The 20730-nt window shown below is 60.2% G+C and carries 26 protein-coding genes and 1 pseudogene; 9 read left to right on the forward strand and 18 right to left on the reverse strand.

Annotated features, from left to right (window positions below):
• Nucleotides 1–21 precede the first annotated feature (21 nt).
• The 5 genes from FB597_RS19505 to FB597_RS19525 all read left to right on the forward strand — a co-directional run bounded on the left by FB597_RS19505 (nucleotide 22) and on the right by FB597_RS19525 (nucleotide 5150).
• Nucleotides 22–948 (forward strand): 4-hydroxyproline epimerase, encoded by a 927-nt coding sequence (locus tag FB597_RS19505; RefSeq protein WP_144770447.1) that lies wholly within the window; start codon nucleotides 22–24, stop codon nucleotides 946–948.
• 143 nt (nucleotides 949–1091) lie between these two features.
• Complete coding sequence (locus FB597_RS19510; protein ID WP_222428660.1) at nucleotides 1092–2363, forward strand: FAD-binding oxidoreductase; 1272 nt, start codon at nucleotides 1092–1094, stop codon at nucleotides 2361–2363.
• A gap of 167 nt (nucleotides 2364–2530) precedes the next feature.
• Nucleotides 2531–3472, forward strand: a complete 942-nt coding sequence (locus tag FB597_RS19515) for a dihydrodipicolinate synthase family protein (RefSeq protein WP_144770448.1) — start codon at nucleotides 2531–2533, stop codon at nucleotides 3470–3472.
• A 798-nt stretch (nucleotides 3473–4270) separates the two neighbouring features.
• Nucleotides 4271–4732 carry a hypothetical protein gene (locus FB597_RS19520; RefSeq protein ID WP_144770449.1) on the forward strand — a complete coding sequence of 154 codons (462 nt, stop codon included), beginning with the start codon at nucleotides 4271–4273 and terminating at the stop codon, nucleotides 4730–4732.
• A 40-nt stretch (nucleotides 4733–4772) separates the two neighbouring features.
• Nucleotides 4773–5150, forward strand: a complete 378-nt coding sequence (locus tag FB597_RS19525) for a DUF423 domain-containing protein (protein ID WP_141917409.1) — start codon at nucleotides 4773–4775, stop codon at nucleotides 5148–5150.
• Nucleotides 5151–5234: 84 nt separating this feature from the next.
• On the opposite strand, the gene FB597_RS19530 is transcribed toward FB597_RS19525, so the two are convergent.
• The 5 genes from FB597_RS19530 to FB597_RS19550 all read right to left on the reverse strand — a co-directional run bounded on the left by FB597_RS19530 (nucleotide 5235) and on the right by FB597_RS19550 (nucleotide 10172).
• The gene (locus FB597_RS19530; protein WP_255517221.1) at nucleotides 5235–5990 is read right to left on the reverse strand and encodes a methyl-accepting chemotaxis protein; all 756 of its coding nucleotides are present in this window, start codon (nucleotides 5988–5990) and stop codon (nucleotides 5235–5237) included.
• Between the two features lie 16 nt (nucleotides 5991–6006).
• Nucleotides 6007–6819 carry an ABC transporter ATP-binding protein gene (locus tag FB597_RS19535; protein ID WP_144770450.1) on the reverse strand — a complete coding sequence of 271 codons (813 nt, stop codon included), beginning with the start codon at nucleotides 6817–6819 and terminating at the stop codon, nucleotides 6007–6009.
• Between the two features lie 20 nt (nucleotides 6820–6839).
• Nucleotides 6840–7772 carry a nitrate ABC transporter permease gene (gene ntrB, locus FB597_RS19540; RefSeq protein WP_141917423.1) on the reverse strand — a complete coding sequence of 311 codons (933 nt, stop codon included), beginning with the start codon at nucleotides 7770–7772 and terminating at the stop codon, nucleotides 6840–6842.
• Between the two features lie 82 nt (nucleotides 7773–7854).
• Nucleotides 7855–9144: a CmpA/NrtA family ABC transporter substrate-binding protein gene (locus FB597_RS19545; RefSeq protein WP_370454735.1), complete on the reverse strand. Its 1290-nt coding sequence runs from the start codon at nucleotides 9142–9144 to the stop codon at nucleotides 7855–7857.
• 359 nt (nucleotides 9145–9503) lie between these two features.
• Nucleotides 9504–10172, reverse strand: a complete 669-nt coding sequence (locus tag FB597_RS19550; RefSeq protein WP_144770451.1) for an ANTAR domain-containing response regulator — start codon at nucleotides 10170–10172, stop codon at nucleotides 9504–9506.
• Between the two features lie 373 nt (nucleotides 10173–10545).
• Here FB597_RS19550 and FB597_RS19555 point away from each other — a divergent pair, with 373 nt between their 5' ends.
• Together FB597_RS19555 and FB597_RS19560 are read left to right on the forward strand one after the other, a co-directional pair.
• Complete coding sequence (locus FB597_RS19555) at nucleotides 10546–10704, forward strand: DUF3309 family protein (RefSeq protein WP_141917428.1); 159 nt, start codon at nucleotides 10546–10548, stop codon at nucleotides 10702–10704.
• A 150-nt stretch (nucleotides 10705–10854) separates the two neighbouring features.
• Nucleotides 10855–11175, forward strand: coding sequence for a hypothetical protein (locus tag FB597_RS19560; protein ID WP_144770452.1), 321 nt, complete (start codon nucleotides 10855–10857; stop codon nucleotides 11173–11175).
• A gap of 306 nt (nucleotides 11176–11481) precedes the next feature.
• Here FB597_RS19560 and FB597_RS19565 read toward each other — a convergent pair whose 3' ends face one another.
• The 4 genes from FB597_RS19565 to FB597_RS19580 all read right to left on the reverse strand — a co-directional run bounded on the left by FB597_RS19565 (nucleotide 11482) and on the right by FB597_RS19580 (nucleotide 14829).
• Complete coding sequence (locus FB597_RS19565) at nucleotides 11482–11697, reverse strand: glycine zipper 2TM domain-containing protein (protein WP_144770453.1); 216 nt, start codon at nucleotides 11695–11697, stop codon at nucleotides 11482–11484.
• Nucleotides 11698–11819: 122 nt separating this feature from the next.
• On the reverse strand, nucleotides 11820–12179 hold the full coding sequence (locus FB597_RS19570) for a hypothetical protein (protein WP_141917437.1): 360 nt from the start codon (nucleotides 12177–12179) through the stop codon (nucleotides 11820–11822).
• Between the two features lie 195 nt (nucleotides 12180–12374).
• The gene (locus tag FB597_RS19575; RefSeq protein WP_141917439.1) at nucleotides 12375–12545 is read right to left on the reverse strand and encodes a CsbD family protein; all 171 of its coding nucleotides are present in this window, start codon (nucleotides 12543–12545) and stop codon (nucleotides 12375–12377) included.
• Nucleotides 12546–12795: 250 nt separating this feature from the next.
• Nucleotides 12796–14829 (reverse strand): PAS domain-containing protein, encoded by a 2034-nt coding sequence (locus FB597_RS19580; protein WP_144770455.1) that lies wholly within the window; start codon nucleotides 14827–14829, stop codon nucleotides 12796–12798.
• On the opposite strand from FB597_RS19580, the gene FB597_RS20355 reads away from it, so the two are divergent.
• A complete protein-coding gene (locus FB597_RS20355) occupies nucleotides 14782–14976 on the forward strand; it encodes a hypothetical protein (protein ID WP_186442825.1) in 195 nt (64 codons plus the stop codon). The two genes, FB597_RS19580 and FB597_RS20355, sit on opposite strands and share 48 nt — an antisense overlap.
• Before the next feature lie 22 nt (nucleotides 14977–14998).
• On the opposite strand, the gene FB597_RS19585 is transcribed toward FB597_RS20355, so the two are convergent.
• From FB597_RS19585 to FB597_RS19615, 7 genes are all read right to left on the reverse strand, one after another.
• Complete coding sequence (locus FB597_RS19585; protein ID WP_144770456.1) at nucleotides 14999–15487, reverse strand: response regulator; 489 nt, start codon at nucleotides 15485–15487, stop codon at nucleotides 14999–15001.
• 82 nt (nucleotides 15488–15569) lie between these two features.
• Complete coding sequence (locus FB597_RS19590) at nucleotides 15570–16199, reverse strand: response regulator transcription factor (RefSeq protein WP_141917447.1); 630 nt, start codon at nucleotides 16197–16199, stop codon at nucleotides 15570–15572.
• A 311-nt stretch (nucleotides 16200–16510) separates the two neighbouring features.
• Complete coding sequence (locus FB597_RS19595) at nucleotides 16511–16840, reverse strand: BON domain-containing protein (protein ID WP_141917449.1); 330 nt, start codon at nucleotides 16838–16840, stop codon at nucleotides 16511–16513.
• 82 nt (nucleotides 16841–16922) lie between these two features.
• The gene (locus FB597_RS19600) at nucleotides 16923–17300 is read right to left on the reverse strand and encodes a cell envelope biogenesis protein TolA (RefSeq protein WP_144770457.1); all 378 of its coding nucleotides are present in this window, start codon (nucleotides 17298–17300) and stop codon (nucleotides 16923–16925) included.
• A gap of 102 nt (nucleotides 17301–17402) precedes the next feature.
• The gene (locus FB597_RS19605; RefSeq protein WP_144770458.1) at nucleotides 17403–17960 is read right to left on the reverse strand and encodes a bacterioferritin; all 558 of its coding nucleotides are present in this window, start codon (nucleotides 17958–17960) and stop codon (nucleotides 17403–17405) included.
• Nucleotides 17961–18037: 77 nt separating this feature from the next.
• Nucleotides 18038–18352, reverse strand: coding sequence for a YqjD family protein (locus FB597_RS19610; RefSeq protein ID WP_141917456.1), 315 nt, complete (start codon nucleotides 18350–18352; stop codon nucleotides 18038–18040).
• Nucleotides 18353–18690: 338 nt separating this feature from the next.
• Nucleotides 18691–18888, reverse strand: a complete 198-nt coding sequence (locus FB597_RS19615; protein WP_141917458.1) for a CsbD family protein — start codon at nucleotides 18886–18888, stop codon at nucleotides 18691–18693.
• 445 nt (nucleotides 18889–19333) lie between these two features.
• On the opposite strand from FB597_RS19615, the gene FB597_RS19620 reads away from it, so the two are divergent.
• Nucleotides 19334–19798, forward strand: a complete 465-nt coding sequence (locus FB597_RS19620) for a PA2169 family four-helix-bundle protein (protein WP_144770459.1) — start codon at nucleotides 19334–19336, stop codon at nucleotides 19796–19798.
• 118 nt (nucleotides 19799–19916) lie between these two features.
• On the opposite strand, the gene FB597_RS19625 is transcribed toward FB597_RS19620, so the two are convergent.
• Nucleotides 19917–20483: an NADPH-dependent FMN reductase gene (locus FB597_RS19625; RefSeq protein ID WP_144770460.1), complete on the reverse strand. Its 567-nt coding sequence runs from the start codon at nucleotides 20481–20483 to the stop codon at nucleotides 19917–19919.
• A gap of 148 nt (nucleotides 20484–20631) precedes the next feature.
• Nucleotides 20632–20730 (reverse strand): annotated as a pseudogene (locus FB597_RS19630) (ABC transporter ATP-binding protein); the annotation flags it as partial.

Consider the following 20730-nt stretch of genomic DNA (forward strand, 5'->3'; position numbering starts at 1 on the left):
GATTATTTGGAGAATTGATTCATGAATCATTTGCACGTCATCGACTCACACACTGGCGGCGAGCCTACCCGGCTGGTTATGAATGGTTTTCCGACGCTCGTCGGAACGACCATGGATGAAAAGCGTGACGAGCTCAAGGCCAAGCACGATAAATGGAGAAAGGCATGTTTGCTGGAGCCGCGTGGCAACGATGTGATTGTCGGCGCTCTCTACTGCGAGCCGGTTTCGGCTGATGCAACATGCGGCGTCATCTTCTTCAACAACGCTGGCTATCTGGGAATGTGCGGTCACGGGACAATCGGGCTCATCGCGTCGCTGCATTATCAGGGACTCATTGCACCGGGCGAGCACAAAATCGACACTCCGGTTGGCCAGGTCAGCTCTGTCTTGCATGAGGATGGCTCCGTCACTGTTCGTAACGTGCCGGCCTATCGCTATCGCAAGCAAGTAGAAGTGGATATCCCAGGGCATGGAACCGTTCTCGGTGATATCGCCTGGGGCGGCAACTGGTTCTTCTTGGTGAATGACCATGGGAAACCCATTGATATGAGCCATGTAGAAGAACTGACTGACTTCACATGGAAGATGCTTCGCGCTCTGGAGGCTCAGGGCATCTCCGGCGAGGATGGTGCGCTTATCGACCATATTGAGCTGTTTGCAGATGATGATGCGGCCGACAGTCGCAACTTCGTCCTGTGTCCAGGGAAGGCCTACGACCGCTCTCCATGCGGTACCGGCACCAGCGCCAAGATGGCCTGTTTGGCCGCCGATAACAAGCTGGCACCGGGAAAGACCTGGGTTCAAGCAAGCGTCACAGGCAGCCAGTTTAGCTGCCACTACGAGCTGGAAGGCGAGTTCATCAGGCCCTTCATCAGCGGTAGCGCGTTCATGACCGCCGATAGCACATTCTTGATTGATGACCGGGATGTATTCGGCTGGGGCATCTGACCGTCCGTCGAGCGAGCTCTAAACTCACTTGTCCAGATTTTTCGCAGGCTTTCATGTCCGGCGCTCCTTCTCTATCAGGTCTCTCGAAACGGCTTCGAGTACCAATACCGGTGTTTTAGCCGACTCAGACAGGAAGTAACAACGTGCAAAAAACAATCGCTTCCAATAATTCCGCAGACGTCGTTGTCGTCGGTGCCGGCATCATTGGAGTAGCGTGCGCACTTCAACTTGCGCGCAAAGGGCTTCTTGTCACCGTGGTGGATCGACAGCAGCCAGGATTGGGGGCTTCCTATGGGAACGCAGGGCATTTGGCTACGGAACAGGTATTTCCCATTGCGGACAGTTCTATTTTGAAGCGAATCCCTGCAATGCTGCGAGATCCCATGGGGCCGCTGCGTTTGGATTGGCGATATCTCCCACGCGCGTTGCCATGGTTTGTGCGGCTACTTCTAAATTTGCAGCCGTCCCGCTACCTGCGCACCGTTGCAGGAATCCGTGCGCTCAATGAAGCCAGTTGCAAGGCTTGGCGTCGGCTACTAGGAAATATCGATGCCACCGACCTGCTTAAGGAGGATGGCTCGTTGCTGGTCTACGAACGCGGTGAGTCATTTGAAGCACTTGAGACCCTTCAAGCGCGGATGGCACAGCAAGGTGTCGAGGTCGACTTCTGGCAGGAAGACGAGATCCGAAAAGCTGTTCCACAATTGAGCAAGAACATCCGTGGAGGCTTGTTCTTCCCTAAAACAGGCCATTTTATTGACCCTTATCTTGTTGTGACGAGACTTGTCGAAGCAGCCAAGGCATTTGGCGTCCAGTTCGAACAGCGTGAAGTTTTGGATGCAAAAGTTACGGAGACAGGTGTGCGCTTATTCACGCCAAGTGGTGAGCTGGCGGCTAACCAGGTTTTAGTGGCGTGTGGTGCGCACTCCGCGAAACTCACCGCTTCGTTGACTGGGAAGAACGTACCGCTGGATACCGAGCGCGGTTATCACCTGATGTTGCCGGCAGAGCAGGAGCGCCTCCCGTTTGCCGTTACATCCTTCGAGCGAAAATTCATCATGACGCCAATGCGGGGCGGCCTCAGGCTGGCTGGCACGGTCGAATTCGCAGGCCTGAAGCGGCCGCCAAATATGGAGCGCGCGTGGCAGTTGCACAAGTTAAGTGAAGGCTTGTTCCACGATTCCCTCAGCACCAAGGCTGCAACGCACTGGATGGGGTTCCGACCGTCCATAGCGGACTCGCTACCTGTCATCGATTCAGTTTGCGATGGAAAGGTGATGATGGCCTTCGGACATCACCATCTCGGATTAACTCAAGCCGCCGTGACCGCTGAATTGGTAGCACGTCTGAATTCGCATCTGCCTGCTACGCATGATCTTCCTGAGATATCCCTATATGCACTCTCCCGATTCTGAGGTGATTGGAGGGCATGGGAAAAAAATTTACACGTGACAAGCGAAGCCAGACCACATGAACCCTAGCTAGGTGGTGAGCCTAGCTTGAAATAAACCTTTCAACTGCACTTGCAGACCTGCCCGCTGGTGCTGTGGAAATTACCAATTCTATTAAAGGAGAAAACGAAATGAGCGACAATATCTTTACCGGCACTATCCCAGCGCTGATGACCCCATGCACGGCCGACCGCCAGCCCGACTTCGACGCACTGGTGAAAAAGGGCAAGGAGCTTGTAGCCCTCGGCATGCGCGCAGTTGTCTACTGCGGTTCGATGGGCGACTGGCCGCTGCTGACCGAAGCGCAACGTCAAGAAGGTGTTGCGCGCCTAGTGGCCGCCGGCGTGCCAACCATCGTCGGCACCGGTGCCGTGAACTCAAAGGAAGCAGTCTCGCACGCTGCTCATGCTGCCAAGGTCGGTGCCCATGGGCTGATGGTCATCCCGCGCGTGCTGTCGCGAGGTGCATCCGTGGCGGCCCAGCACAACCACTTCGCTGCAATCCTGGCTGCTGCTCCGGATCTACCAGCCGTGATTTACAACAGCCCGTACTACGGCTTCGCCACTCGCGCCGACCTGTTCTTCCAACTGCGTGCTCAGTTCCCGAACCTGATTGGTTTCAAGGAATTCGGCGGTGCGGAAGACATGCGCTATGCAGCTGAAAACATCACATCGCAAGATGACAACGTCACTCTGATGGCCGGTGTGGATACTCAAGTGTTCCATGGTTTCGTGAATTGCGGTGCTGCAGGTGCCATTACTGGCATCGGCAACGCATTGCCGCGTGAAGTGTTGCAACTGGTCGACCTGTGCAGCAAGGCCGCAAATGGTGATGCTGTAGCCCGTGCGCGCGCCAAGGAACTGGAATCCGCGCTGGCGGTTCTGTCCTCCTTTGACGAAGGTTGCGACCTGGTTCTGTTCTACAAGTACCTGTTGGTTTTGAACGGCGAAAAGGAATACTCCCTACACTTCAACAAAACCGACGCATTGAGCGATGCCCAACGCGGTTACCTAGAGAAGCAGTACAACCTGTTCCGCAACTGGTATTCGAACTGGATCAAGACCTTTAACTAATCTTATAGTTTCATTTGACTCAAAGTGGTGTTTGGGCGATTCAATGCTTTCATGGTACCCGGAGGAAGTGAATCAGTTGCCCTCCCTTTTGGCTACCGAAATTACGTCAACACAGCAACGCATATATCTAAAAATTGGAGTCTCATTGGCGGATGTCTCCCGCTCATACCGAAGGCCAAAAAATTAACTAAAGAATATGTTTTTGGCCAAGTGTTCTCAAGAAATGTCGTGGGATTAGTTGACTCCATGATATACGTGACAAATTAGATTTGATTAAGCGAAGCATGACAAGTGAGGGCGAGCCAATAATCAATAAAATCAATGAGTTAGAAAAACTTTTAATCCGTTGGTCGCAGGTTCGAGTCCCGCACGGCCTACCAGAAATTCAGCAGTAGAAAAGAAGGGTTCCAGTTCGCTGGAGCCCTTCTTTTTTTACAATTGTCGTCTCTGTTGCGGCAATTTTCGGCAACAATCCCTCTTCATTGATACGATCAGCAGCGGCAAGAATCGGCTGCAAAGAAGCTCAAGGCTTTCATTTGTCGGGCGCGCACTCCTTCGCCGCTTGGGGCGGCTGCCCGCCCTCAGTTTTTCCAGGAACGCCGACACTATCGGCGACCATATCTCCATCACGCCGGAACACGGCAGATGCCCGTTCTTCCCTAGCGGCGGCATCGGCGACAGCCTCGGGCAGCGCCTGGATGATTGCCGAAGACGCTCCCTGCGCTTGCGCCCGACGATACGCGATCCGATATACTTCCGCTTTTCATCCGCAGGTTTTCGATATCCCGATTGCCAACCATGTCCGACCAGCCGCCCGAGCCCTTGTTTCCCAATGACGCCGTCAGCGGCGCCGATACCGTTCCGGCGCCGCGGCCGTGGATCGTATTGCAGAACGTGCATGAGGTCGAGACCTGGATCGAGACCTATAACCGCGAACTGCAGGCGGTCGTCTGGCGCAACAAGCTCAATACGGCCAACGCCGGCCAGGGCATCTGCTTCGCGCTCGAACTGGGCGGCGAAATCTACCTGCACACCACGGCCGAAGGCCAGGTGCTGCTGGACGTGAGCGAAGAAGCCTCATGGGTCAACCCGGTGATCAGCGCCGCCACCGGCGCGGCGTCTCCGGCCGGCACCGTCTGGGTACTGCCGCAGGATACGCTCACGCAACTGATCCTCGGCCTGTCGGGCATGATTGCGACTTCGCAGTTCGTGCTCAGGCATGAATACCGGATCGGCAAAAGCCAACGTATCCGGTTCTGAGCGCCCCCCGACGGAAAACATTGCCAACAAGGATAGATCCATGAATGAACGCCCCCTGGTCGTCGCCGGCGCCATCAACATGTTCATTGCCGTGGGCTGCGGCGCCTTCGGCGCGCACGGCCTGAAGAAGATGCTTTCCGAGGACATGCTGGCAGTCTGGCATACCGCCGTCACCTACCAGGCCATGCATGCGCTGGGCATGATCGCCGTCGCCCTGCTGCTGCCCAGATTCGGCGGCGCGATGATGCGCTGGGCCGGCAACCTGATGCTGGCCGGCATAGTCATCTTCAGCGGCAGCCTCTACCTGCTGGCGCTGACCGGCACCCGCGTGCTGGGCGCGATCACACCCATCGGCGGCGCCGCCTTCCTGGCGGCGTGGCTGCTGGTGGCATGGTCGGCTTACAAGGGCATGCGCTGAAGTCAGCCGCTCCCGGCAACAATAAAAACGCGGTCGGTTTATTCCCTGACTGCGTTTTTTATCGGCCGCAACTGTTGAACGGTATCAGGCGGCGGTGCCGTTCAAAGCCGCCTTCACCAACGCATCGATCTCTCCGGTAATGTTGGACAGCACCCCGGCCACGACCGAAAATTCCCGGCCGGCCTGGCCCGAACGGGCCGCCACGATGCGGGCGTTGAACGCCACCATCTTGGCTTCGCGGGCAATGGTCTCGATATCGGTCATGATCCCATGCAACTGGTCGCGCATGCGCCGCGAGTGCTTTTTGGATTGTTCCTCATAGATCGCCGTGATCTGGTTCAGCACCGCCAGCAGCGGCGTGGTCTCCTTCACCAGCGCTTCCAGCAGCTCCGGGGCTGACTTGAGCCTGTCCTCGATGGCATTGAGCGCACGCCCTGCCAGCTCGCTGAAATGCACGATACGCGCATCGCCTTGCGGCTTGCCGAAATAGGCTTCCTCCAGTTCGGGACAAAACACCCCCGGCAGCTCACCGGAACGCTTGAGCAAAGCCTGGTGCGCCCCACGGAACAGGGCCAGCGCTTCGCGCGCGGTCGCCACGGCGCCCTCATGCCCCTGCGCGCCCAGCACCGCATACAGCACCAGCCGCTGCGAAGTGAAACGGCGACGGCCCGAAAGGTTGATCAGCGCGCCGAATACTTCGCCCGACAACGGCACCACGCCGGAATCATCCGTGCAGGACTGCCCGCTATGCTCCTGCGGTATCGCGCGCGCATCATTGACGGCCACAAACGGGATGGGAACGGTGCCATGCATTTCCTGCACGGCGGCCTGGCTGGACATGGCTCACCTCACCGGATCAAGCCGCTTCGCGCGCCGGATGCGCCTGCTTGCGGTACAGGAATTCCAGCACCGCGGTGCGGTACGCGGAGTATTGCGCATCCTGCGCCAGCGCCACGCGTTCGCGCGGACGTGCCAGCTTCACCTCCAGGACTTCACCGATGGTGGCGGCCGGGCCGTTGGTCATCATCACGATGCGGTCCGACAGCAGCACGGCCTCGTCGACGTCGTGGGTCACCATGACCACTGTCGACTCGGTCTTGGCCACGATCTTGAGCAGCTCGTCCTGCAGGTGGGCGCGCGTCAATGCATCGAGCGCCCCGAACGGCTCATCCATCAGCAAGACCTTGGGTTCCATCGCCAGCGCGCGGGCGATGCCCACCCGCTGCTTCATGCCGCCGGAGATTTCATTGGGGCGCTTGGTCTCGGCCGCCGACAGGCCCACCAGCGCCAGCGCGGCGCGCGTGCGGTCGCGCAGTTGGGTGCGGTTTTCCTGCGCGCCGAACACGCGCTCGACGCCGAGGTGGATGTTCTCGTAGCAGGTCAGCCAGGGCAGCAGCGAGTGGTTCTGGAACACCACCGCGCGCTCCGGCGACGGGCCGCCGATTTCGCGGTTGGCGCACAGCAGCACGCCTTCGCTGGGCCGGGTCAGGCCGGCGATCAGGTTCAGCAGCGTCGACTTGCCGCAGCCGGAATGGCCGATGAGCGTAACGAACTCGCCCTTGGCAACCGTCAGGTTGATGTCGCGCAGCGCATGGAAACTGCCCTTCTTGGTGTTGAACACCATTTCCACGCCGTGGATGTCGATGAATTTGCCGTTGATGTTTTCCATGATGTCCCCCGCGTTCGGTTTCAGTTGCTGACCTGCTCATAGGTGAAGGCCTTGGCCAGCGCCACCAGCGCCTGCTCCAGGATCAGCCCGACCACGCCGATGACGACGATGGCGATGATGATGTGCGGCACGTTCAGGTTGTTCCATTCATCCCAGACCCAGAAGCCGATGCCCACGCCGCCGGTCAGCATCTCGGCGGCGACGATCACCAGCCAGGCGGTGCCGATGGACAGCCGCACGCCGGTCAGCATGTAGGGCAGCACCGAGGGAAACAGGATCTTGGTCAGGATTTTCCATTCCGGCAGGTTCAGCACGCGCGCCACGTTCATGTAGTCCTGCGGCACGCGCTGCACGCCCACCGCGGTGTTGATGATCATCGGCCAGATCGAGCAGATGAAGATCGACCAGATCGCCGCCGGGTTGGCCGACTTGAACACCAGCAGGCCGATCGGCAGCCAGGCCAGCGGCGAGACCGGTTTCAGCAGGCTGATGATGGGCCCGAACATGGCCGCCAGGAACTGCACGCGCCCGATGGCGAACCCCAGCGGTATGCCCACCAGCGCCGCCAGGCCGAAGCCCACGCCCACGCGCTGCAACGACGCCAGCACGTTCCAGCCGATACCCTGGTCGTTGGGGCTGTTGCGGTAGAAGGGATCGGAGAACATGTTCAATGCTTCCTGCAGCGTCGCCAGCGGCGTCGGAAAGCTGCTGTTCTTCAAGGCGATGATCTGCCAGACCAGCACCAGCACCGCCACTCCCAGCAGCGGCGGCACGATGCGCATGAAAACGCCGCCGGCGGCGATGCGGCGCCTGGCCGGGCGAACCTGCGCCGCAGCCGGCGCAGGCGTGAGCGCCTTGGCCTCGTTGGCGGCATCGGCGCCGCGTGCCGCGGCCGGCGCCCCGGCGGCCGGCTTGGCGTTATCGCCCATGATGTTCTCCATGACTGCGCTCATTTCGACTCCCTTCCTGTTGGAACTTCAATCGCATCGGCGCGCCTCCCCCGGCGCGCCGCATATCGCCGGCATGCGCCGGCGATCAGACCTTGATCTTGAACGACTGGGCATAGGCCGCCGGATTCTTGCCGTCCCACACGGTGCCGTCCATGAACTTGGAGGTGCGCATGACATCCTTGGGCACCGGCGTCTTGGTCATCGCGGCGGCGTCCTTGAACAGGTCGATCTGGTTGACCGCCTTGGCCACGGCGAGATAGTCGGGATCGCTCTTCAACAGGCCCCAGCGGCGGTGCTGGGTCATGAACCACATGCCGTCCGACAGGTACGGGAAATTGACCGTGCCGTCGTCGTAGAACTTCATGTAGTTGGGATCGTCCCAGGTCTTGCCCAGGCCATTCTGGTAGCGCCCCAGGATGCGCTGGTCGATCACGTCCTTGCTGGTGTTGACATAGGACTTGTCGGCGATGACCTCGGCCATCTTGTTCTTGTTGGTCAGCGAGGCGTCGATCCATTTACTGGCGTCAATGATGGCGGCCATCATCGCGCGGCAGGTGTTGGGGTATTTCTTGACGAACTCCAGCGACGTGCCCAGCACTTTCTCCGGGTGGTCCTTCCAGATGTCCTGGGTGGTGGTGGCGGTGATGCCCACGCCGTCGACGATGGCGCGATGGCCCCAGGGCTCGCCCACGCAGAAGCCGTCCATGTTCCCCACGCGCATGTTGGCCACCATCTGCGGCGGCGGCACGGTGATCACCTTGGCATCCTTCATCGGATTGATGCCGTTGGCCGCCAGCCAGTAGTACAGCCACATCGCGTGGGTACCGGTAGGGAAGGTCTGGGCGAAGGTGTATTCGCGCTTGTCGGCCTGCATCAGCTTGGCCAGCGAAGCGCCATCGACGGCGCCCTTGTCGGCCAGCTTCTTCGAAAGGGTGATGGCCTGGCCGTTGTGGTTCAGGCCCATCAGCACCGCCATGTCCTTCTTCTGGCCGCCGATGCCCAGCTGCACGCCGTAGATCAGGCCGTACAGCACATGGGCGGCGTCCAGTTCGCCATTGGTCAGCTTGTCGCGCACGCCGGCCCAGGAAGCTTCCTTGCTGGGCACGATCTTGATGCCGTACTTCTTGTCGAAGCCCAGCACCGAAGCCATCACCACCGAAGCGCAGTCGGTCAGGGGAATGAAACCGATCTTGACCTCTTCCTTTTCCGGCTTGTCGGAACCGGCCGCCCAAACGCCGCCGGTGGCTAAACCCATCATGCTCGCTCCCGCCGCGATGCCCGCGGTATGAATGATCTTGCGGCGCGTCGCATCCACTTCCGCGCCATTGGTTACCCCGGTCACCGCCTTGCCCGCCTGCTCTTCCTGGAAATCCATCGCATTTTCCCCCTTGCTAGCCGATAAACGAAAAAAGGCGTATCCCGACATGAATCGCTTCATGTCGAAAGACGCCTTTGTCTTGGGCGATGCAACCTCCGTTGGCCGCACCTATGCGCACTCGTTGCGCTACGGGGTACGTTCAGCAAAGACCGTGCCAGACGGATGCAAAACGCAGCCGAATACCCGCCATCGCCTATGGAAACGGGATCCGCGGCAGCATCGAAGGCAGTTGCGCACAGGTTTCGGCGAAAGTGCGCAACGCCAGCAAAACGAGCGCCGCACCGCACTTCATTTGTGCTTTGCACCAAATTGGCGGAACAGGAAAAGGAGGGGAAAAGCGACCGGGAAAGAAGCGTTCAGCCCAGCAGGTCCTCGGCATCCAGCAGGCGCTGGGCCACTTCGGAGAGTTTGAGGTTGCGGTTCATCGCCATGCCGCGCAGCTTCTGGTAGGCCTGGTCTTCGGACAAGCCCTTGCGCGCCATCAGCACGCCCTTGGCGCGCTCGACCAGTTTGCGTTCGGCCAGCTTGTTACGGGTATCGGACAGCTCGGCCAGCAGTTTCTGCTCCTGGCGAAAACGCGCCAGCGCCACGTCCAGCACCGGCTTGACCCGCTCTGAATGCAAGCCCGCCACGATGTAGGCGGTCACCCCGGCGGCCATGGCGGCTTCCATGCTGGAGGTGTCGTCGTCTTCGGTGAACATGACGATGGGGCGGCGTTCGTCGCGGGTGGCGATCACGATATGTTCCAGCACGTCGCGCGCGTCGGACTCGGCTTCGATGATGATCATGTCCGGCTGCAGGCTGGCAATGCGGTCCGGCAGCGAAAGGTCGGCCGGCAGCGCGGCAATGATGTTGTAGCCGGCATCGAGCAGCCCGGCGCGCAGCGCTTCGGCCCGCTGTCGCGCCTGCTCATGCGCGGCTTCGTCATGGTCTTCTTCCAGGTGCGGCACGGAATTGACGATGACGATACGCAGCGGGCGTCCGCCTGCGGTGGCGGTAGATGTCGATGGGCTACCGGACTTCATAGAAAGGACGAACTGGCTATCGGCTCTGGTGAGAACGCAAACAAGTCAAACTCGCTGATCCGTTTCCAACGATTGCGCTGCGAAGCAGCATGCGATTGACGGCCGGAATAGTAACCCATTGCCGCTCAAAAAACATGCATCGCCATAAAAACAGGCGCAGGCGCCGGTGCGGCATGCCAGAACGATATAGCAAATTTCGCACCATTGGACGCTTTCCGCTTGCACGACAAGGCCGGGCGCATTTTCCTACAGGGATTCGCGGCGCACGCTGATCGCGCCCCAGGAGCCTTGAGCCTAAGCTGCATTCACTTGCACCAGCTGGCCGGCGAACCGGCGGCGACAATTTCAATAAGACAACAAGAGGAGAAAAACCATGACACTCGGCACCATACTGCTCATCATTCTGATCCTGGTGTTGCTCGGCGTCCTGCCGACCTGGCCCCATAGCCGCACCTGGGGATATGGCCCCAGCGGCATCGCCGGCACTATCGTCATCATCCTTCTGATCCTGCTGTTGCTGGGAAAGATATAGAACGGGTTTCCATAGACCAAGCCTGATAACATCCGTCCTGCGGATGGGCGTCCGGCGCCGCCTGCGCCCTGCCATCGGCCGTGTCGTGTTGTTTTGCAACGGCCGCGCCGATGCGCATGCTTATGCCAATTTCCCTCATGAGGTGGGTCTATGAAGAAAAATATTCTCGCAGTCTCTTGCCTGGTTGCCGCGGCGTCACTGTGGGCCTCTTTTGCCCATGCAGCAGAAGAAGACGTCAGCAAGGCCGATCCGGCCCGCTGGTACAAGGCTGACGATACCCCCAAGGAGCGCTACCGGAACCTGACCAAGGAGGCCAACGCCGCCTATGGCGAGGCCCTGCAAACCTGCAAGGGCATGCGCGGCAAGCAAGCCAGGAACTGCCGGGACGAAGCCGGCGCGGCGAAAAAAGCAGATATGGAACGCGCCAGGCGCATCTACAAGGATTACAAAGAAACTACCCCGGCCTCCTGAACAGGGCAGACGTGGGTCTCAACAAAAAGCCGGCTTAAGCCGTCATGCCGTTCAGTCAAGTCTAATCATCACAGAACCCGTTCGGGCTGAGTAGTCCCGCCAGGGCCGTATCGAAGCCAGCGTGTCAGCCTTACCGCTCTTGCCTGCCCTTCGATACGCTGCTGCGCAGCTACTCAGGGCGAACGGAGTCAGATCCGCACAAACAAAAATGCCGTTCAGCGCTTAACTGAACGGCATTACCTGCCTAAGCCGGCTGTTTGTTTCTGGCAGGCGTTTCTCCGCCTGCGGTTCGTGCATGGCCCTTGGTCAGCGGCCGATCTGGTTGCCGATCACGCCGCCCACGGCAGCGCCGCCGGCGGTGCCGATGCCGCTGCCCCCGGTCAGCACTGCCCCACCAACTGCGCCGATACCTGCACCGACCGCGGTGTTCTTGTCACGCTGCGACATGTTGCTGCAACCGGTCAATGCCGAAAAAGCCAATACAGCGATGGAAGTGATCGCAACTTTTTGAATTGTTTTCATGACTGCACCTCATTGAAATGTGGGAATAGATTTGACGGTCTAAAACGCCCCGAATTCCTCCCCGTTGGCAGAAACCGGAAAGAATTACATCGCTTGCATCCGCTTACCGCAGCTCTGCGGTATCAGGTCATCGGACGCATGCTCGCGACAGGGTACGGGGAATGGGAAGGGAAATGGGAATTATGCTGCCCGGTTTGCGGCTGCGCAGTACACTCTTGCCTGGCGCCTGCCAGGTCGCGGACGATCACCGCGTTGCGAATCGATTTCGACCGCTTGCCCTGGGCCATGTCCATGTAACGGAATTTTTTTTGCCCCAGCTTCTGCAACTGGGTGGAGTCCATCGGCGCGTGACGCTCCATCACCGATGATGACCAGCGCGAGGCCGCATCCGCCAATGGCGCGTCGAGGCGGTGGGCGCCGGCCTGCGAGGCTGCTGCAGATATTCCCGCCAGCAGGCAGAATCCAAGTAGTGTTCTTTTCATGGTCCCTCCCTGGAGGCCACCTCTGTGGCCGTGGGCAAATCGCCATGCAATCGGCAGGAAATCACGGGCATTTTTCACTTTGCCGCACGATGAACATATGTTCGCCGAAAATGCTGCAGCACAAAATCAGCCCTTTCTGATTATCCTGTAGGATTTTTCCTACCCGCCGGAGCCTGTCCTCCCCGGCGGGTCCGGTCAGCGCTTCATCGATTCCTTGGCATCGCCATAGGCTTTCTGGACATTGCCTTCCACTTGCTTGGAAACACCCTTGATTTTCTGGGTCTGGCTGCCGGCTGCCTCGCCGGCCTTTTGCTGCACCTTACCCGCTGCCTGCTTCAGGCTACCCTTGACTTGGTCCTTGTTCATGATCTCTCCTCGGATGATTGACTCGGATGGTTGATACAGGCCCCGGCACAGGAATATCCGATCCGCCGGGGATCGCCGTTCCCGATTCAGGCATGTGGCGACGATGAGTTCATGGTAACGACGAGCACCTTCCAGCGGCATAAGAAAGCCGCTCTTTCGAACGTAGGAGAAAACGGAAACAGGCGCAGGAATACGGCACCGGCCAAGAAATAACGCGCGATGAAGAAAGCCGCCGACGGGCCAATGCCGTTCAGCTTTCCGTCGGCGCCATCTCCGGCCTGATAGGCAGGCTGATGGTGATCAGCGCCCCCTTGCCGGGAGTGGAGCGGATATCGACCTTGCCGCCGAAATAGGTAGCCCGTTCGCGCAGGCCGCGCAGGCCGTAGGTCTTGTGGTTGTCGCGCCGCTCCTCCGGGATGCCCACGCCATCGTCGCGCACCGTCAGCGCCACGTGGTCCTCGTCGATGTCGAGGATCACGTCGACCTTGCTGGCCTTGGCGTGTTTGGTGACGTTGTTGAGCGCCTCCTGCAGCATGCGGTAGATGGCGATCTCCATCTCATGGCCGACCGCCACGTCTTCGTCCGGCAGGCTGGCATGGCAGGCGATGCCGGTGCGCTCATGCAGGTCGTCTAGCTGCTCCGAAATCGCCGCCTTCAAGCCGAACAGGTCCAATGTATTGGGGCGCAGCTCGGTCTGGATGCGCCGCGTGGTCGCCACCAGCGATTTGAGCAGGCCCTGCATGCGGGTCTTGCGGTCGATCCATTTCTCATCGGCCGGCAGCACCTGGTAGACCCCTTCCAGATGCATCGACAAGGCCGTGAGCGACGCGCCCATGTTGTCGTGCAGCTCGCGCGCGATGGCGCGCTTTTCTTCTTCGCGCACCGTCTCCAGGTGATTGGTCAGTTCGCGCAGCAGCGCGGTGCGCTGCACCACGGTCTTTTCCAGCTGGCTCTCGCGCTGGCGCAGTACATCCTCGGCCAGTTTGCGCTCGGTGATGTCGGTGCTGATCCCGATCACCCCTTGCACGCTGCCGTCCTTGCCGAACCAGGGCACCTTGGCGGTCTGGAAGGTAATGACGCCTTCGGGCAGATGAAGCGTCTGCTCCAGCTTCTCCGGTTTTCCGGAGGCCATCACCCGACGGTCGTCGCGGTCGATGCGATCGGCTTCCTCCTCCACCATGAACAGCTCGCGGCTGGAACGGTACATGGTTTCTTCCCAGGTCTTGCCGAGTTTTTGCAGCGTGGCCGGATTGGCGAAAATCATCAGGCCCTGGCGGTTCTTGACGAAGATCGGGTCGCTGGTGCTTTCGCTGACCGCGTTGAGCAGCGCGCTGGTCTCGGCCAGCTTTTGCGCGTTGCGCGTGCGTTCGCCGTATTCGCTGTCGAGCTTGCTGGCCGAACTCCAGAAGATGAACAGGATGATCGCGCCATTGACCAGCGTCAGCGTGGGCAGCAGCAGTTCCGGCAAGACCCAGCCATTGGACAAGCCCCAGTTCAGCAACAGGCTGAAGGCCAGCAGCAGGAACAAGGTCTGCGGCAAGAGCCGGCGCAGCATCTGGCCGCCCGGCGCGATGCGCATGATCACCGCCATCACCGGGTGGCCGGGACTGGCCATCAGCAGGGCTGCGCCCAGGAGCGCAAACACCAGCGCCGACAGCAATGGCACCGGCAGGTAGAAATCGAAGTAAATGAACTGGCTCACGCCGTAGATATAGCCCACCAACGGGATCGCGGAGAGTCCGATCAGGCCGAAGGAAAGGTATTCGGACGGATAATAGCCGCCCAGCAGGCGCCAGTCGTGCAGCAGCAGGACCGCCGCCATCAGCAGGAAACCCACCGACAGCAGCGGCGGTATCACCAGCGGGGAAATCGGATGCGCCGCATCCACCGGCAGCCAGCCCAGCCCGTACAAGCTGCCATGCACCAGCGTAACCCCGCCCAGCACGAGCAGCAGCAGCGCCAGGAGATTGACCAGCAGGTCCAATCGCGCGCTATGCGCCGATACGTTCACGCAACGCAGGTACAGCGCGCAACCGCCCAGGATGAAGCCGGCGGCCGTGACCTCCTTCACCGCCAGCAGGTCGGCCAGCAGCTTACGGTATTCGACCTCCAGGAAGGTGGCGGCCAGCACCACCATGCCGAACAGGGTCACCGCCATGGCCAGTCCCATGGCCAATGTCACCATGCTGCTGTAGCTGGATTGGGAAGCGGCAAAGTGCTCGACCGAGGAGTTCTTTTGCATATCCGCCGAGGACGGGCGAAGGCCGCTGTTTTTCTTTTGCATCGTCGGGAATCCCCTGCTTCTGTTGAAGCTGTTTTTTTTGAATCGATGGCGATCGCGCCGAACAGCCCCGAAAAGGCGGCATTGCCGGGGCCTGTTTCATCGATTGATCATCGATTGATGAAACGTCCCCCCGGCCAGGACATGTAATGATGCCGCAAAAGAAAATGGGTCAGATGCTGCCGGGCAGCACCGGGCCGGGCGGCGCATTGGCAGGCGCATAACTTGCCACGCCCATCTTTTCACGCGCGAGCTTCTCCAGCAAATCGTGCAACAGCGGCAACTCGGACGACTTGTCGAAGAAGTGCCCCACGCCGCATTGCTGGCCAGCACGGCGGTAAGTCGGGCTGACATGGTTGCTGAACACCACCTTGACCTCGTTCTGGCTGCGGGCATCGAACCGCGCCAGCGATTGCAGCAGGCTCATGCCATTGCCTTGCTTCAACTGGATGTCCAGGATCAATACGTCGTAGCTGTGGTGCTGGAGGTGCCGCAGGGCATCGGCCTCGCTCTCGGCGTAGCCGGCCAGACTGATGCCGGCGATTTCGGCCAGGCTTTCCACGATCAGCTCTCGCACATCCGCCGAATCCTCCACCAGGAAGATCCGCAAGGGCGCGTCGCCAGCGCCGTACTCCGCCCAGGAATTGAGGATGTCGTTCATGATCTGCACTATTTCTCGATGCCGCCTGCGTCTGCCGCAACCGTCGCCTGGCCCGCCGGACCGACGGCCGGATGCCCCATGCTCAATCGATCAGGTTGTTCTTGATCGCGTAATAAATGATGTCCGCATTGTTGGTCATGCTCATTTTCTGCAGCACGCGCGAGCGGTAAGTGCTCACCGTCTTGACCGAGAGGCATAGTTCATCGGCGATCTGGGTCACCCCCTGGCCCTGCCCAAGCTTATAGAAAATCTCGTACTCGCGCTGGGAGAGCGTCTCGTGCAGCGGTTTTTCCGAATCCACAGGCTCGCTGGTCAGGAGTTCGGCCACGCCGTAGCTGATGTATTTATGGCCGCGCAGGATGGTGTTGATGGCGCTGACCAGTTCCGTGGCCAGCGCCTCCTTCTGCACATAGCCGCTGGCGCCGCTGCGCAGCACCTGCACCGCATAGCGGCTCTCGGGATGCATGCTCAGCATCAGCACCGGCAAGTCAGGCTTTTCACGCTTGATCTGCTTGAGCACCTCCACGCCGCTTTTGTCCGGCATGGCGATATCCAGCAGCACGATATCCCAGTCCTGGGTACGCACCAGGCGGATCGCTTCTTCGGCGGTACTGGCTTCGCCCCCGACCTCCATGGTCGCAATTTCGGAGATGAAGTGCTGTACACCTGCCCGCACGACCGCATGGTCATCGACTACAAGTATTTTTGTCATGGTAATTTGAGCGGTGATAATGATGCCGCGGCATTGCTTGCGTTGTGGCGTCGCTTGCGCACGGCTTCTGCCGTGCCAGGCCGCGCATCGCAGCCATGGCGCCGGCGCCCGGCCTGCTTGCGCAATATCCTTGCGGCCGTCGGAGCGACCTTGAAATGCCTTGGCATAATGGCCTTCAACTATACATTACAGCCCATTCCCTGTCTGCTTCCGGAGCGCGCTGGCCGCAGCAGATGCGCTCTGGAAGCGAACAAGCGCAAACCGGCCCAGGGCCGGCTGCGCTTTCTGGCAGGCCTGTTCCCAGGCCGTTATTACTGTTTCAACCGCAAGTCATTGCGCACCGATACGACGCCCTTCACGCCACGGGCCAGCTCGGTCGCACGAGTGGCGGACGTCGCGCTGGAGACGAAACCGGACAACTGCACCACGCCCTTGTAAGTTTCGACATTGATTTCCGACGACGCCAGGTTCGGCTCATTGAACAGCGCCGCCTTTACTTTGGTGGTGATGACGGCGTCGTCCACATATTCGCCGGTTCCCTCCTTGCCCGGGCTGGAAGCGCAGCCCACCAGCGATACCATCAACAGTGCCAGGAAGAAGCCTGCGAAACGTTTGGACAGGGAAATTTTATTGAACGTCATGATGTTCTCCTAAAGAAAAACCGGTGCGGGAATGGCCATTGGCAGGCTGTTCAGCCTCCAAGGCCCGTTATCGTTCAAGCCACTACTTGGCGTACTGGGATTTGGCGGCTGCCTTGCATTGATCCTTGGCGTCGCCGCTCATTGCGTCGCATTTTTCCTTGGCAGCGTCGTAATTGGCGTCATTCTTGTCTTTCCGGGCATCCTTGTCGGCTTCGGCATTCTTGCGCTTGGCCTTGGCATCGGCCAGGGCCGACTCATGCGCCGCCTTGGCTTCCTTCTCGCAAACGTCCTGGTCATTGCCCCGGAGCGGGCCGCATTTCTTCTTGGCCATCTTGTAGTCGGCATCTGCCCTGGCCTTGTCGGCCTTGTACTGTGCCGCATTCGGATCGGCCGCGAACGCTGCGCCCTGCATGCCGATGGCGGCCGCGCCGAAGATCATGGTTGCGATGATGGTTTTCATATTTCTCCTTTTCTCTCTTTTACTGACAATAGATATCCCTTTCTCCGGATTTCCCTTGCGTCTTCCTGAGGGTCCGGCGACCCGCACTGTCCGGAGCGCGCATCAAAGATTGAGCAAATCGGCCATGTCGTCGGCGTGCTCCTCTTCCTGCGCCATGATCTGGACCAGCATGTGCCGGGTGGTCGGGTCACCGTCGCCGATGCGTTCGATCATCTGGCGATACGCTTCTATCGCCACGCGCTCCTCAACCAGGTTGGCGCGGATCATTTCCTTGATGCCGTGCGATTCGTCGTATTCGGCATGACTGCGCCGGGACAGCGTCGCCGGATTGAAATCCGGCTCGCCGTTAAGCTGCACGATGCGCTCGGCAATCTTGTCGGCATGCTCTTGCTCTTGCTGCGCATGCTGCAGGAACTCGGCCTTGACGGACTCGTTCTCCATGCCTTTGGCTGTGTAGTAATGGCGCTTATAGCGCAACACGCACAGCAATTCAGTGGCCAGCGCATCGTTGAGCATGGCCAGCACTTCCTGGCGGTTGCCGCGATAGCCGTCGGTCACCGCCCCGTCATCGACCTCCTTGGCCGCGGCACGGATGGATTCCTTATCGAGATGGAAGGATTGCTTGTGCTGGACGGATGCCAGCGATGAATTCTTCGCCATGCTCACTCCTTTCTCTTCTGATGTCGTGGTTCATGCGCATCGGCCTTGCCGCTGGCCCTGCCGGCTCGCCGGCGGACTCAATCCCGCTCGGCGCAACGGCCCACCGCCAACCCGACCAGCAGGCCGATGCCGCTGGAAATGACGATCGCCCGCCAGGGATTGGACTGCACATAATCATCGGTGGTGGTGACGATCTGGCGGCCGGCATGCATCACTGCGGACTGCGCGTCCTGGGCGGTATTCAATGCCTGATCCAGCACCTGCTGCCCTTTCGCGCGCAATTCGTCCGCGTTCTTGCCGGTGGCTGCGGCCGCTTCGGCGAAAAGATCCTGGGCTTGCTGCAACAAAGCCCGCACATCGTTGCGAACGGTCTTCAGATTATTGGCCTGCATGCTTGTCCTCCATTCATTCGGGGTTCATCATTGACCGCGCCGCCATCGGCTCACAACAGACACTGCAGGACGATCAGCGTCAGCACCGGCACACCCAAAAGCCATCCAAGCACAAGCTTGTCCATGAACGTCTCCCTTGATCTTCTTCTCATCGCGCCGGATTGCCTTGCCGCGTCTGTTCTGGCGCCATGCCCGATCTGCTTGCGCAGCGGCTCGCGATCCCGAGGTCTCCAAGATACCCGCTGCCCACTGCGCCACCTATAGGCCCCAAGCCCATTGACCTGTAGGACAAACTACCCCGGCGCTGCGGGCGCCGGCAGGCCATGGGCACGGCCCATTTACATCGAGGCGCGCTGGTGGCGCAATGAACGCTTGATCAGTTCCTGCGCTTCTCCCACCGCATGCATGATCTTGCCGTCGGTCTGGCGCTGCATGGCAGCCTGCTGCCATTGGGCATTGCCCGTCATCGAAGCGAGCCGCTCCTGGACTTTGCCCAAAGCGAACTGGAAATGGCCGGTGATCGTCTTCTTGTTCATGGGTACACCTCCGGAAATAGAATCGGGTCAGCCTTGCGATATGGGGAAAATGTTAACAACCGGCTACGGCGGCGCTCTATAGGACGCTCCCCGATTGTCTTGTAGGACAACGCGAAAGTCCGCCACAGGAGCGGCTTCCAGCGCTTCAGGCAACCGCCGGCGCAAGCCTGCGGACGAAAATCCTTCATTCCTACGCCCGCATGCGCCGCCGTCCGATGGCAGCCGCATAGGACGACGCCTAGGATGGCGGCACTGGGCCTCGGACCTCGCGTTCGCCCAGCAGCATTGCATGTGCATGCGCAACAAGGAAGGCGAACAGCATCGGCTGGCACATCGGCTGGAATTTTCCGGCGCGGCTGTATGGCGTTGCCCCATCCGTTCGCCCACCGAACCATCCGTTGTCGCCCCGGCGACCGCCGGGGCGATCAGGCACAAGGAGGCCATCATGACCAACGACCATCTGATTTCCGCATTGAACGACCTGATCCAGATTTCCAAGGATGGCGAGAAGGGATTCCGCACTTGCGCGGAGGATGCCGAACAACGCGATGCGCGCTACCAGGAGATGTTCATGGCACGCGCCGCCGAATATGGGCAGGTCGTGCTGGAGCTGCAAGACCTGGTGCATCGCCTGGGCAGGGAACCGGCCAACCACAGCACCTTCGGCGGCACGCTGCATCGGCAATGGGTGGCCCTGAAGGCTGCACTCATGGGCCGTGACGATGAGACCGTCCTCAGCGAATGCGAACGCTGCGAGGATGCTGCCATCCATGCGTATCGGCAGGCCTTGAGCCTGGATCTGCCCAACGATGTGCGCCTGATCGTGGAGCGCCAGTACCAGGGCGTGCTGGCCAACCATGACAAGGTGCGCGGCCTGCACAACCAGGTGCGCAGGCGCAACGCCGCCTGATGCTATCCCGCCGCGGCAGCGGCAGCCTGGCGATGAAAAAAGCGCAGCCTGCATGATGCAGGCTGCGCCGTTGGCATGGATGCCATGACATCCATGCCATGGCATCGAACCGCGAGGCTTACTTGCGGTCGCGCAAGAAACGCACGCGGTCGGCCAGCGCCGTTACCATGGTCTTGAGGAATTCACGGGTAGGCTCGTGGACCAGCTTGCCATCGGCATCGAAACGCTCGGCGGCAGTGCCGATCATGACCTCCGGCTTGTTGATGAATTGCAAGTCGAGGAAGACGCCGATCTGGCGCAAGTGATACTGGGCGCGCGCGGTGCCGATGACGCCCGGGCTGGCGCCCATGATGGTGGCGGGCTTGCCGGCGAACGGCTGCTGCGGAGGGCGCGAAGCCCAGTCGATGGCATTTTTCAGCACGCCCGGCACCGAATAGTTGTATTCGGGGGTGGAAAAGATGATGGCGTCGGCCTGTCCGATCTGCTCGCGCAAGCGTTCCACGGCAGGCGGCCAGCCCTGCTCGCGCACATCGTCGTTATACAGCGGGATGGCCGAAATATCGGCTTCGGTCAACGACACGCCCGGCGGCAGCAGTTCATGCAGCGCCCGCAGGGCGGCGGTGTTATAGGACTTGGCGCGCAAGCTGCCGGAAATGCCGAGGATCTTCACGTCTGTCTGGCTCATACAGTTCTCCTTGCTGGGGGGATAAACGGTGAACGATAAATCCTAACAGCAAAGGCGCCAGGGCGAATCCGATGGACACCATAAAAAACGCCGCATGGGGTCACCCATGCGGCGTCGTGGCAATGCAGTTCGTAATGGGCGTGCTGTCTCAGCCCTCGCCCAGGTACGCCGCCTTGACCCGCGGATCGTTCAGCATCTCGCCGGCCTTGCCCTCCATGGTGATCAGCCCAGACTCCATCACATAGCC

The sequence above is a fragment of the Herbaspirillum sp. SJZ099 genome (assembly GCF_007828355.1).
Taxonomy (GTDB): domain Bacteria; phylum Pseudomonadota; class Gammaproteobacteria; order Burkholderiales; family Burkholderiaceae_D; genus Herbaspirillum.

Coding starts and splice junctions, on each gene's coding strand:
- FB597_RS19620 (WP_144770459.1), top strand. CDS start 19,334: ATGACCAACGACCATCTGATTTCCGCATTGAACGACCTGATCCAGATT.
- FB597_RS19555 (WP_141917428.1), top strand. CDS start 10,546: ATGACACTCGGCACCATACTGCTCATCATTCTGATCCTGGTGTTGCTC.
- FB597_RS19570 (WP_141917437.1), bottom strand. CDS start 12,179: ATGAAAAGAACACTACTTGGATTCTGCCTGCTGGCGGGAATATCTGCA.
- FB597_RS19550 (WP_144770451.1), bottom strand. CDS start 10,172: ATGAAGTCCGGTAGCCCATCGACATCTACCGCCACCGCAGGCGGACGC.
- FB597_RS19605 (WP_144770458.1), bottom strand. CDS start 17,960: ATGGCGAAGAATTCATCGCTGGCATCCGTCCAGCACAAGCAATCCTTC.
- FB597_RS19505 (WP_144770447.1), top strand. CDS start 22: ATGAATCATTTGCACGTCATCGACTCACACACTGGCGGCGAGCCTACC.
- FB597_RS19610 (WP_141917456.1), bottom strand. CDS start 18,352: ATGCAGGCCAATAATCTGAAGACCGTTCGCAACGATGTGCGGGCTTTG.
- ntrB (WP_141917423.1), bottom strand. CDS start 7,772: ATGAGCGCAGTCATGGAGAACATCATGGGCGATAACGCCAAGCCGGCC.
- FB597_RS19575 (WP_141917439.1), bottom strand. CDS start 12,545: ATGAACAAGGACCAAGTCAAGGGTAGCCTGAAGCAGGCAGCGGGTAAG.
- FB597_RS19515 (WP_144770448.1), top strand. CDS start 2,531: ATGAGCGACAATATCTTTACCGGCACTATCCCAGCGCTGATGACCCCA.
- FB597_RS19525 (WP_141917409.1), top strand. CDS start 4,773: ATGAATGAACGCCCCCTGGTCGTCGCCGGCGCCATCAACATGTTCATT.
- FB597_RS19590 (WP_141917447.1), bottom strand. CDS start 16,199: ATGACAAAAATACTTGTAGTCGATGACCATGCGGTCGTGCGGGCAGGT.
- FB597_RS19595 (WP_141917449.1), bottom strand. CDS start 16,840: ATGACGTTCAATAAAATTTCCCTGTCCAAACGTTTCGCAGGCTTCTTC.
- FB597_RS19530 (WP_255517221.1), bottom strand. CDS start 5,990: ATGTCCAGCCAGGCCGCCGTGCAGGAAATGCATGGCACCGTTCCCATC.
- FB597_RS19580 (WP_144770455.1), bottom strand. CDS start 14,829: ATGCAAAAGAAAAACAGCGGCCTTCGCCCGTCCTCGGCGGATATGCAA.
- FB597_RS19585 (WP_144770456.1), bottom strand. CDS start 15,487: ATGAACGACATCCTCAATTCCTGGGCGGAGTACGGCGCTGGCGACGCG.
- FB597_RS19560 (WP_144770452.1), top strand. CDS start 10,855: ATGAAGAAAAATATTCTCGCAGTCTCTTGCCTGGTTGCCGCGGCGTCA.
- FB597_RS19600 (WP_144770457.1), bottom strand. CDS start 17,300: ATGAAAACCATCATCGCAACCATGATCTTCGGCGCGGCCGCCATCGGC.
- FB597_RS19545 (WP_370454735.1), bottom strand. CDS start 9,144: ATGGATTTCCAGGAAGAGCAGGCGGGCAAGGCGGTGACCGGGGTAACC.
- FB597_RS19615 (WP_141917458.1), bottom strand. CDS start 18,888: ATGAACAAGAAGACGATCACCGGCCATTTCCAGTTCGCTTTGGGCAAA.
- FB597_RS19565 (WP_144770453.1), bottom strand. CDS start 11,697: ATGAAAACAATTCAAAAAGTTGCGATCACTTCCATCGCTGTATTGGCT.
- FB597_RS19535 (WP_144770450.1), bottom strand. CDS start 6,819: ATGGAAAACATCAACGGCAAATTCATCGACATCCACGGCGTGGAAATG.
- FB597_RS19520 (WP_144770449.1), top strand. CDS start 4,271: ATGTCCGACCAGCCGCCCGAGCCCTTGTTTCCCAATGACGCCGTCAGC.
- FB597_RS19625 (WP_144770460.1), bottom strand. CDS start 20,483: ATGAGCCAGACAGACGTGAAGATCCTCGGCATTTCCGGCAGCTTGCGC.